Source organism: Xanthomonas sp. LMG 12462 (assembly GCF_009192885.1).
In the GTDB taxonomy this organism is placed as follows: Bacteria; Pseudomonadota; Gammaproteobacteria; order Xanthomonadales; family Xanthomonadaceae; genus Xanthomonas_A; species Xanthomonas_A sontii.
Window position 1 is genome coordinate 49084 of sequence record NZ_NMPP01000081.1, and the last position, 11491, is coordinate 60574.

Sequence of the window (11491 nt, forward strand, 5' to 3'; positions counted from 1 at the left end):
GTCTTTCCCGGCGCCGGCCTGGCCGCGCCGGACTCTCACCAGCAAGGATCTTCCCCGTGGGCTTTTCGACGATCTTCATCCGCCGCCCGATCGCCACCACCTTGCTGATGGCAGGCGTGCTGCTGCTCGGCATCCTCGGCTACCGGCAGTTGCCGGTGTCGGCGCTGCCGGAAATCGACGCGCCCAGCCTGGTGGTGACCACGCAGTATCCCGGCGCCAACGCCAGCACCATGGCCTCGCTGGTGACCACGCCGCTGGAGCGCCAGCTCGGGCAGATCTCCGGGCTGCAGATGATGACCTCCGACTCGTCGGCCGGTCTGTCCACGATCGTGCTGCAGTTCGCGATGGACCGCGACATCGACATCGCCGCGCAGGACGTGCAGGCGGCGATCCGCCAGTCCACCCTGCCCTCCTCGCTGCCCTACCAGCCGGTCTACAACCGGGTGAACCCGGCCGACGCGGCGATCCTCACCCTCAAGCTCAGCTCCGACACGCTGCCGCTGCGCGAGGTCAACAACTACGCCGACTCGATCCTGGCCCAGCGTCTGTCGCAGGTGCCGGGCGTGGGCCTGGTGTCGATCGCCGGCAACGTGCGCCCGGCGGTGCGCATCCAGGTCAATCCGGCGCAACTGTCGAACATGGGCCTGACCCTGGAGGCGCTGCGCAGCGCGCTGACCCAGACCAACGTCAACGCGCCGAAGGGCTCGCTCAACGGCAAGACCCAGTCCTACAGCATCGGCACCAACGACCAGCTGTCCAGCGCCGCCGAGTACCGCGACACCGTGATCAGCTACCGCAACGGCGCGCCGGTGCGGCTGTCGGACGTGGCCAAGGTGGTGGACGGGGTGGAGAACGACCAGCTCGCCGCCTGGGCAGACGGCAAGCCGGCGGTGCTGCTGGAAGTGCGCCGCCAGCCCGGCGCCAACATCGTGCAGACGGTCGAGCAGATCCGCGCGATCCTGCCGCAGCTGCAGGGCGTGCTGCCGGCCGGCGTGCACCTGGACGTGTTCTCCGACCGCACCGAGACCATCCGCGCCTCGGTACACGAGGTCAAGTTCACACTGATCCTGACCATCGGCCTGGTGGTGGCGGTGATCTTCGTGTTCCTGCGCCGGCTGTGGGCCACGGTGATCCCGTCGGTGGCGGTGCCGCTGTCGCTGGCCGGCACCTTCGCGGTGATGGCCTTCGCCGGCATGTCGCTGGACAACCTGTCGCTGATGGCGCTGGTGGTGGCCACCGGCTTCGTGGTCGACGATGCGATCGTGATGATCGAGAACATCGTGCGCTACATCGAACAGGGCAAGAGCGGCCGCGAGGCCGCGGAGATCGGCGCGCGCCAGATCGGCTTCACCGTGCTGTCGCTGACCGTGTCGCTGGTGGCGGTGTTCCTGCCGTTGATCCTGATGCCCGGCGTCACCGGCCGCCTGTTCCACGAGTTCGCCTGGGTGCTGAGCATCGCGGTGGTGATCTCGATGCTGGTGTCGCTGACGCTGACGCCGATGATGTGCGCCTACCTGCTCAAGCCCGACGCCCTGCCCGAGGGCGAGGACGCGCACGAGCGCACCGCGGCGGCCGGCAAGACCACGCTGTGGTCGCGCACCGTGGGCGTGTACGAGCGCAGCCTGGACTGGGTGCTGGGCCACCAGAAGCTGACCCTGCTGGTGGCGCTGGCGACCATGGTGCTGACCGTGCTGCTGTACGTGGTGATCCCCAAGGGCCTGCTGCCCGAGCAGGACACCGGGCTGATCACGGGCGTGGTCCAGGCCGACCAGAACGTGGCGTTCCCGCAGATGGAGCAGCGCACGCAGGCGGTGGCCGAGGCGCTGCGGCGCGACCCGGCGGTGACCGGCGTGGCCGCCTTCATCGGCGCCGGCTCGATGAACCCCACCCTCAACCAGGGCCAGCTCAGCATCGTGCTGAAGCCGCGCAGCGACCGCGACAGCCTGGAAGACCTGCTGCCGCGGCTGCAGAAGGCGGTGGCCGGGCTGCCCGGCGTCGCCCTGTACCTGAAGCCGGTGCAGGACGTGACCCTGGACACCCGCGTGGCCGCCACCGAATACCAGTACTCGCTCTCGGACGTGGACAGCGCCGAGCTGGCGACCCAGGCCACGCGCCTGACCGAGGCGCTGCGCAAGCGCCCGGAACTGGCCGACGTGGACAACAACCTGGCCAACCAGGGCCGTGCGCTGGAACTGCACGTGGACCGCGAGAAGGCCAGCACCCTCGGCGTGCCGATGCAGACCATCGACGACACGCTGTACGACGCCTTCGGCCAGCGCCAGATCTCCACCATCTTCACCCAGCTCAACCAGTACCGCGTGGTGCTGGAAGTGGCGCCGGAGTTCCGCACCAGCACCGCGCTGCTCAACCAGCTGGCGGTGGCCAGCAACGGCAGCGGCGCGCTGACCGCCAGCAACGCCACCAGCTTCGGCCAGACCACCTCCAGCAACTCCTCCACCGCCACTGGCATCGGCGCGCAGAACACCGGCATCACCGTCGGCAGCGGCGGCACCGTGCCGCTGGCGGCGGTGGCCGAGGCCAAGCAGTCGACCACGCCGCTGGTGGTCAGCCACCAGCAGCAGCTGCCGGCGGTCACCGTGTCGTTCAACCTGGCGCAGGGCTACTCGCTGTCGCAGGCGGTGGCGGCGATCGAGGAAACCCGCGCGCAGTTGCAGTTGCCGCCGCAGCTGCATGCCGAGTTCATCGGCAAGGCCGCCGAGTTCACCGGCAGCCAGACCGACGTGGTGTGGCTGCTGCTGGCCTCGGTGGTGCTGATCTACATCGTGCTGGGCGTGCTGTACGAGAGCTACATCCACCCGCTGACGATCATCTCCACGCTACCGCCGGCCGGCGTCGGCGCGCTGCTGGCGCTGATGCTGTGCGGACTGAGCCTGTCGGTGGACGGCATCGTCGGCATCGTGCTGCTGATCGGCATCGTCAAGAAGAACGCGATCATGATGATCGACTTCGCGATCGACGCGCGCCGCGAAGGCGCCAACGCCCACGACGCGATCCGCCGCGCCTGCCTGCTGCGCTTCCGCCCGATCATGATGACCACCGCCGCGGCGATGCTGGGCGCACTGCCGCTGGCGCTGGGCGACGGCATCGGCTCGGAACTGCGCCGCCCGCTGGGCATCTCCATCGTCGGCGGCCTGCTGTTGTCGCAGCTGGTCACCCTGTACACCACCCCGGTGATCTACCTGTACATGGAACGCGCCTCCGAGCGCGTGCGTCGCTGGCGCGAGCGGCGTGCGGCGCGGCAGGCGACGGCGGCGGAGGGAAGGGCGTGAGGGGCCGGGATTGGGGAGTCGGGATTCGGGAGTCGTGGCGCGCGTGCGGCGTCGGATTCCCGGGCATCCCACATGGCGTCACTGAGCCGGCAGCGCGCGGGAATGTCGCTTCCCGAATCCCCAATCCCGACTCCCCAATCCCTGCCCCATGAACATCTCCGCGCCCTTCATCCGCCGTCCCATCGGCACCGCGCTGCTGGCCATCGGCCTGTTCGTGATCGGCATGATGTGCTACCTGCGCCTGGGCGTGGCGGCGCTGCCGAACATCTCGATCCCGGTGATCTTCGTGCAGGCCAGCCAGGCCGGCGCCGACGCCTCGACCATGGCCGCCACCGTCACCGCGCCGCTGGAACGGCACCTGGGCCAGGTGCCCGGCATCGACACCATGCGTTCCTCCAGTTCGGAGGGCAACAGCATGGTGTTCCTGGTGTTCCAGAGCAGCCGCAACATCGATTCGGCGGCGCAGGACGTGCAGACCGCGATCAACGCCGCGCAGGCCGACCTGCCCTCCGGCCTGGCCACGCCGCGCTACCAGAAGGCCAATCCCAACGACGACCCGGTCATCGCCATCGCCCTGACCTCGGACACGCAGTCGGCCGACGAGCTGTACAACGTCGCCGATTCGCTGCTGGCGCAGCGCCTGCGCCAGATCACCGGCGTGGCCTCGGTGGACATCGGCGGCGCCTCCACGCCGGCGGTGCGGGTGGACGTGAACCTGCGCGCGCTCAACGCCATGGGCCTGACCCCGGACGACCTGCGCAACGCGGTGCGCGCGGCCAACGTCACCTCGCCCACCGGCTTCCTCAGCGACGGCGCCACCACCACCGCCATCGTCGCCAACGACGCGGTGGCCAAGGCCGCCGACTTCGGCCAGGTGGTGATCAGCCAGCAGCAGGGCCGCGCGGTGCGCCTGCGCGACATCGCCAACGTCTACGACGGCCAGCAGGACGCCTACCAGGCGGCCTGGTTCGGCGGCAAGCCGGCGGTGGTGATGTATGTGTTCACCCGCGCCGGCGCCAACATCGTGGAGACGGTGGACCGGGTCAAAGCCGAGATCCCGATGCTGCGCACCTACCTGCAGCCGGGCACGAAGATGACGGCGTACTTCGACCGTACCCCGACCATCCGCGCCTCGCTCAACGAGGTGCAGGCCACGCTGATGATCAGCCTGGCGATGGTGGTGCTGACCATGGCGCTGTTCCTGCGCCGGCTGGCGCCCACGCTGATCGCCGCGGCCACCGTGCCGCTGTCGTTGGCCGGCGCGGCGCTGGCGATGTACGTCATGGGCTTCACCCTCAACAACCTGAGCCTGCTGGCGCTGGTGATCGCGATCGGCTTCGTCGTCGACGATGCGATCGTGGTCATCGAGAACATCATGCGCCACCTCGACGAGGGCATGTCGCGGCTGGACGCGGCGCTGGCCGGCGCGCGCGAGATCGGCTTCACCATCGTCTCGATCACCGCCTCGCTGGTGGCGGTGTTCATTCCGATCCTGTTCGCCAGCGGCATGATCGGGGTGTTCTTCCGCGAGTTCACCGTCACCCTGGTCGCGGCGATCTGCGTCTCGGCGGTGGTCTCGCTGACGCTGACCCCGGCGCTGTGCAGCCGCTTCCTGTCCGCGCACGCCGAGCCGGAGCAACCCGGCCGCTTCGGCGCCTGGCTGGAGCGCATGCACGATCGCATGCTGCGCGTGTACACCGTGGCCCTGGACTTCTCGCTGCGCCACGCGCTGTTGCTGGCGCTGACCCCGCTGCTGCTGATCGCGGCCACGGTGTTCCTGGCCGGCGCGGTCAAGAAGGGCTCGTTCCCGGCGCAGGACACCGGCCTGATTTGGGGCCGCGCCACCTCCAGCGCCACCGTGTCCTTCGCCGACATGGTCAACCGCCAGCGCCGCATCACCGACATGCTGATGTCCGACCCGGCGGTGAAGATCGTCGGTGCGCGCCTGGGCAGCAGCCGCCAGGGCTCCAGCGCCAGCTTCAACATCGAGCTCAAGCGCCGCGACGAAGGCCGCACCGATACCACCGCGCAGGTGCTGGCGCGGCTCAGCGCCAAGGCCGACCGCTACCCCGACCTGCAGCTGCGCCTGCGCGCGATCCAGGACCTGCCCAGCGACGGTGGCGGCGGCACCAGCCAGGGCGCGCAGTACCGCGTCTCGCTGCAGGGCAACGACAACGCGCAGTTGCAGGAGTGGCTGCCCAAGCTGCAGGCCGCCCTGAAGCAGAACCCCAAGCTGCGCGACGTCGGCACCGACGTGGACAACGCCGGCCTGCGCCAGAACATCGTGATCGACCGCGCCCTGGCCGCGCGCCTGGGCGTGTCGATCGGCGCCATCGACGGCGCGCTGTACGGCGCGTTCGGCCAGCGCCAGATCTCCACCATCTACTCCGACCTCAACCAGTACAGCGTGGTGGTCAACGCGCTGCCGGACCAGACCGCCACGCCGGCGGCGCTGAACCGCATCTACGTGCCCACCCGCAACGGCACGATGATCCCGCTGACCGCGGTGGCGCGTCAGGTGCCGGGGCTGGCGCCGTCGCAGATCACGCACATGAACCAGTACACGACCATGGACCTGAGCTACAACCTGGCGCCAGGCGTGAGCACCGGCGAGGGCGATGCGATCATCGCCGCCACCGTGGCCGGGCTGCGCATGCCCGGCGATATCCGCATCGCCGACGGCGGCGGCTTCGGCGTGCAGCTGCAGCCGAACTCGATGCTGGTGCTGGTGCTGGCCGCGATCGTGGTGGTCTACATCGTGCTGGGCATGCTCTACGAGAGCCTGGTGCACCCGGTGACCATTCTCTCCACCCTGCCGGCCGCCGGCATGGGCGCGCTGCTGGCGCTGTGGGTCACCGGCACCGAGCTGTCGGTGATCTCGATGATCGCGCTGGTGCTGCTGATCGGCATCGTCAAGAAGAACGCGATCATGATGATCGACTTCGCCCTGGTCGCCGAGCGCGAGCACGGCAAGACCCCGCTGGAGGCCGCGCGCGAAGCCTGCATCGTGCGCTTCCGCCCGATCATGATGACCACGATGGTGGCGATCCTGGCCGCGGTGCCGCTGGCGGTGGGCCTGGGCGAAGGCTCGGAGCTGCGCCGCCCGCTCGGCATCGCGATGATCGGCGGCCTGCTGATCTCGCAGAGCCTGACCCTGCTCAGCACCCCGGCCCTGTACGTGATCTTCTCCTGCCTGCGCGAACGTTGGTACGCCCGTCGCGCGCGCCGGCGCGAGCGCCGGCAGCTGCGGGTGGCCTGACGGCCGGGAATCGGGAATAGAGAATGGGGAATCGGAAAAGCGAGGAGCAAAGAGCGGTCATGCGCCACTGAGGCGAAAGCGGCACCAGCTGCCTCAGTCACTCGACCCTCATGCTCTTCCCATTCCCCACTCCCGATTCCCTATTCCCGGCTTCTCAGCCACATCCTTCAACGTAATCCACCTGCGGCGGCAGGCCCACGCGCCAGGCGACGGCCTTGCCGGCTGCGTCGGTCTCGAACACCAACACGCCAGGCTGGCCGGACTCGCCGCGCACGCGCAGCATCTTGGCGCCTTCGACGTACTTGTGCGGCTGCTCTTCCACGCGACCGGCGTACAGCGCGCGCAGTTGCGCCAGGTCCATGCCGACCTTGCCGCCGCCGGGCGCGGTCTCCTTGGGGGTGCGCACGTCGTAGCGCACCAACTTGTCGTCTTCGACCATCAGGCCGAACCGGTGGTTGCCCTTGGCCCAGCGCGGACGCAGCACGTAGCAGCTGCTGCCGGCGCTGGGCTGGCCGTCGAGCTCGCCGCCCCAAGCGGCGCGTGCCTGCGCCGCCGACATGCCCAGGCGCAGGTCGCCATAGCCATCGATGCGGGCCAGTTGCCGGTCGTCCGCGGCCAGTTCCGGCGGCAGCGCCGAGGCCGGCGCCTGTGCCGGCGGCACGTCGCTATCGGGCTGGTCGATGTCCGGCGGCGGCAAGGCGCCGTCGTCGCCCGTGGCGGGTGCCGCGGTCGGCACCTGCGCCGGCGCAGACGGTGCGGGAGGCGCGGCTGGCGGCGCGGGCGGCTGCCGGTCGCAGGCGGCAAGCGCGAGCAGCAACACCGCCACGCCTGGTTGAATCGGCTTCATCGCACTTCCTCGCTGGACCAGCGCATAGGCTAGCGTGCATGCGCTTGCGCTGCACGGCGCTGCGGCGACGACACGCAGCGCGCAGCCGCGGCTCGGCACAGCGCCCTGAACCGGGCGTTCGATCACGCCGATGACAAGACGGCTGCAGGCACCGACACACCGACGCATCGCCCCTGTCATCGGCATTTCACCGCGCTGCGCCAAGCTGCGCGCCTACCGACCGCGCCGCCATGCACCCGCGCAAGACCGCCCTCGCCCTTGCGGCACTGCAATCGCACGATGCGCCGCTGGACATGCGCCAGCGACGCGTGCTGATCTTGGCCGACGGCCAGCGCAGCCTCGAGGAACTGGCCACGCTGGGCGGCCGCGGCGCCGATGCGATCGTGCAGGGGCTGCTGGAGCAGGGCTACCTGGACGATGGGCGCGGCGTCGCCGCCGCAACGGTGGCCGCGAGCGCGCCACCACCACCGGCCGACCCGCGTCGCGCCCTGCTCAATGCACGCATGTATCTGCTGGACCTTCTGCAACTGCAGCGGCATCCGGCCTCGCCTGCCCTACAGCTGCAGTTGCGCGCCGCGCGCGAGGAGCAGGACACCCTGCGCGCGATCGCGCTGGCGCTGCGCGCCATGCCGGAGATGACCTCCGAGCGCTACGCGCAGCGCATCCGCGAGCGCGTGTTGGAGATCCTGCCGGCATCGCTGCACGGCGCGCTGACGGCCGCGGCGGAGGCCGCCTGACGGGCAGCGCCGCCGTGCGTGGCAGCGGCAGTCCCGGCAGCAGCCTGAGCGGCGCGACCGCGCCGGCGCCCGCTCAGGGCGCGCGGAAGTGCCGGCGCAGGCCCTGCCAGCACTGCTGGTAGTCGCGCTGGCGATGCGCGGCGTCCAGCGCCTGCGCGGTCGGGCGCAGCACCGCGCGGGTCTCAAACATGAAGGCCATGGTGTCGGCGATGACGTCCGGGCGCGACAGGTCGGCCTGCGAGGCCTTGTCGAAGGTGGCCGCGTCCGGGCCGTGCCCACTCATGCAGTTGTGCAGCGACGCGCCGCCCGGGGCGAAGCCGTCGGCCTTGGCATCGTAGACGCCGTGCACCAGGCCCATGAACTCGCTGGCCACGTTGCGGTGGAACCACGGCGGCCGGAAGGTGTGCTGCGCCACCAACCAGCGCGGCGGGAAGATCGCGAAATCCATGTTGGCGGTGCCGGGCGTGTCGCTGGGCGCGGTCAGCACGGTGAAGATGCTGGGATCGGGATGGTCGAAACTGATCGAGCCGATAGTGTTGAAGCGGCGCAGGTCGTATTTGTACGGGGCGTAGTTGCCGTGCCAGGCGACCACGTCCAGCGGCGAATGCCCGATCGGCGCGCGCCACAGATGGCGCTGGAACTTGGCGATCAGTGCGAAGTCGCCCTCGTCTTCCTCGTAGGCGGCGACCGGCGTGAGGAAATCGCGTGGGTTGGCCAGGCCGTTGGCGCCGATCGGCCCCAGGTCCGGCAGCCGCAGCAGGCCGCCGAAGTTCTCGCACACGTAGCCGCGCGCGGGGCCGTCGGGCAGTTCCACGCGGAAGCGCACGCCGCGTGGGATCACCGCGATTTCCTGCGGCGCCACTTCCAGCGTGCCCAGTTCGGTGCACAGGCGCAGTTGCCCGAGCTGCGGGACCAACAGCAGTTCCGCATCGGCGTTGTAGAAGAACCGGCCCTGCATCGACGCGTTGGCCGCATACAGGTGCACCGCCACGCCATGCTGCGCTTCGGCCGAACCGTTGCCGGCCATCGTGTACAGGCCATCGACGAAGTCCACCGGCGTCTCCGGCAGCGGCAACGGGCTCCAGCGCAACTGGTCCGGCGGCACCGGGCCACGCTGGAAGTCGTTGTGGAACGCGCCGGCACGGTCGTAGGCGACGAAGCCGCCATGCACCACCGCCGGGCGGATGCGGTACAGCCAGCTGCGCCGGTTGACGCCGCGCGGCGCGGTGAACGCGGTACCCGACAACTGCTCGGCGTACAGGCCGTGGGCCACGCGCTGCGGCGAGTTCTGCCCGACCGGCAACGCGCCGGGCACCGCCTCGGTGGCGAATTCGTTGCCGAAGCCGGACATGTAGCCGTTGGGTTGGATGTTCATGACGAAGGCTCTTCTGCTTGAAGCCCCTCTCCCGCCGGGAGAGGGGTTGGGGTGAGGGTACGGGCACCGACGAAGTACAGAATCGTCTCCAGGACCGCATCAGCTTGCAGCATCACATCGTTGTTCCAGAAACGCAGTACGCGCATTCCTTGCGACTGCAGGTAACGCGTTCGCTCGGCGTCGGCCGCTTCCGAATGTTGCGAGCCATCCAGTTCAACGACAAGCTTCAAGGCCTCGCAATAGAAATCGACGACGTACGGCGGCATTGGGTGCTGCCTGCGGAACTTCAGCCCAAGCAGGCCTCCGTTTCGCAGGTGTCGCCAGAGTTTTCTTTCCGCATCGGTCATGTCACGGCGCAAACCGCGGGCGTTTCTCAATGTGGTTGTGGGCAATGGCGGCCTGAGTTCCATGACCCCACCGTACCCTCACCCCAACCCCTCTCCCGGTGGGAGAGGGGCTACACCGGCTGTCGGAAGTATCCGCGATGCGCCGTCAGGATCTGACCTGGCCGCGCGCGTCCACTCGCGTCGAGCATCCGCTGTCTGCCAGCCTCCGCGCACCGCCCGCGTTCCGCCCTCAGAGCACCCCGCGCTTCATCTGGTCGCGCTCGATGCTCTCGAACAGCGCCTGGAAGTTGCCTTCGCCGAAGCCTTCGTTGCCCTTGCGCTGGATGATCTCGAAGAAGATCGGGCCGATGCAGTTCTGGGTGAAGATCTGCAGCAGCTTGCGCTGCTTGGTCTCCAGGTCGGCGTCGATCAGGATCTTGTTGCGCGCAAGCCGCGCCACGTCCTCGCCGTGATTGGGGATGCGCTGGTCAATCACCTCGAAATAGGTGTCCGGCGTGTCCAGGAACTCGACACCGGCCGCGCGCATGCGCTCGACGGTCTCGTAGATGTCGTCGGTGAAGCAGGCAATGTGCTGGATGCCTTCGCCGCGGTAGGCGTCCAGGTACTCGTTGATCTGGCTCTTCGGATCGGACGATTCGTTGAGCGGGATGCGCACCACGCCGTCCGGCGCGGTCATCGCCTTGGACACCAGCCCGGTCTTGGCGCCCTTGATGTCGAAGTAGCGGATCTCGCGGAAGTTGAACAGGCGCTCGTAGTAGTCCGACCAGCGCTGCATATTGCCGAAGTACAGGTTGTGGGTCAGGTGGTCGATGAAGGTCAGGCCGAAACCGGCCGGATGCTGCTCGGCACCGGGCACCGGCTCGAACTCGGTGTACACCGAGCCCTTCTCGCCGTACTGGTCGACCAGGTACAGCATGCAGTCGCCGATGCCCTTGACCACCGGTGCCGGCACCGCGCGGGTGTCGGCCTTGTCGGCGATCGCTTCGCCGCCGTTCTCCAGCACCTTGGCGAACACGTCGTCGGCCGGGTGCCGGAAGCGGATCGCGAAGCCGCAGGCGCAGGGACCATGTGCGGCCGCGAAGTCGGCGGCGAAGGAATCCGGTTCCTCGTTGACCAGGAAGTTGACCCCGCCCTGGCGGTACACGGTGATCGCGCGCTGGCGATGGCGCAGCACCGCGGTGAAGCCCATGCTGCGGAAATACGCGTGCAACTGCTCGCCCTGCCCGGCCGGCGCGGCGAATTCCACGAACTCGAAACCGTCGATGCCCATCGGGTTCTCGAAGGTGGTGACCTGCATGCCGAGGTTGGTCGGCTGCGACGGATGCTGCGCTTGTGCATTCATGACGCGTCTCCTGGAGGGGGGAGTCGCGGCGGCCGGGCCGAAATTTCGGATGCGGACGGGCGCCAGACTCGCGAGAATGGACCGTAGTATCCTCCGTTATAGTTACAAGTGAAACCACCAGCAAGGTGCAATGCAGCATGACGATCGCCACGCCCGCTCCCACGCCCGACTCGCCCTCCCTGGATCTGGAACGGTTCCTGCCGTACCGGATCAGCGTGCTGTCCAACCGCATCAGCAGTAACATCGCCCGCGTCTACGGCGAGCGCTACGGCATGGCGGTGACCGAGTGGCGGG

7 protein-coding genes and 1 pseudogene are annotated in these 11491 nt (G+C 69.0%); 4 read left to right on the forward strand and 4 right to left on the reverse strand.

Annotated elements, in window-relative coordinates:
- Nucleotides 1-56: 56 nt before the first annotated feature.
- Nucleotides 57-3290 (forward strand): efflux RND transporter permease subunit, encoded by a 3234-nt coding sequence (locus CEK69_RS17970; RefSeq protein WP_043094504.1) that lies wholly within the window; start codon nucleotides 57-59, stop codon nucleotides 3288-3290.
- Nucleotides 3291-3438: 148 nt separating this feature from the next.
- Complete coding sequence (locus CEK69_RS17975) at nucleotides 3439-6549, forward strand: efflux RND transporter permease subunit (RefSeq protein ID WP_152247124.1); 3111 nt, start codon at nucleotides 3439-3441, stop codon at nucleotides 6547-6549.
- A 154-nt stretch (nucleotides 6550-6703) separates the two neighbouring features.
- On the opposite strand, the gene CEK69_RS17980 is transcribed toward CEK69_RS17975, so the two are convergent.
- The gene (locus CEK69_RS17980; protein WP_193314032.1) at nucleotides 6704-7396 is read right to left on the reverse strand and encodes a lectin; all 693 of its coding nucleotides are present in this window, start codon (nucleotides 7394-7396) and stop codon (nucleotides 6704-6706) included.
- Between the two features lie 230 nt (nucleotides 7397-7626).
- Between CEK69_RS17980 and CEK69_RS17985 the strand changes: the two genes are divergently transcribed.
- The gene (locus CEK69_RS17985; RefSeq protein ID WP_152247126.1) at nucleotides 7627-8133 is read left to right on the forward strand and encodes a hypothetical protein; all 507 of its coding nucleotides are present in this window, start codon (nucleotides 7627-7629) and stop codon (nucleotides 8131-8133) included.
- A gap of 73 nt (nucleotides 8134-8206) precedes the next feature.
- Here the strand turns inward: CEK69_RS17985 and hmgA are convergent, their stop codons facing one another.
- From hmgA to hppD, 3 genes are all read right to left on the reverse strand, one after another.
- Nucleotides 8207-9508 (reverse strand): homogentisate 1,2-dioxygenase, encoded by a 1302-nt coding sequence (hmgA, locus tag CEK69_RS17990; protein ID WP_152247128.1) that lies wholly within the window; start codon nucleotides 9506-9508, stop codon nucleotides 8207-8209.
- Entirely contained in the window at nucleotides 9505-9855 is a 351-nt protein-coding gene (locus CEK69_RS17995) for an endonuclease domain-containing protein (protein WP_319020288.1), read from the reverse strand. The genes hmgA and CEK69_RS17995 overlap by 4 nt, the downstream gene beginning before the upstream one ends.
- 229 nt (nucleotides 9856-10084) lie before the next feature.
- A complete protein-coding gene (gene hppD / locus CEK69_RS18000; protein WP_087963682.1) occupies nucleotides 10085-11152 on the reverse strand; it encodes a 4-hydroxyphenylpyruvate dioxygenase in 1068 nt (355 codons plus the stop codon).
- Between the two features lie 182 nt (nucleotides 11153-11334).
- Here hppD and CEK69_RS18005 point away from each other — a divergent pair.
- Nucleotides 11335-11491: pseudogene (locus tag CEK69_RS18005) on the forward strand (MarR family transcriptional regulator); the annotation flags it as partial.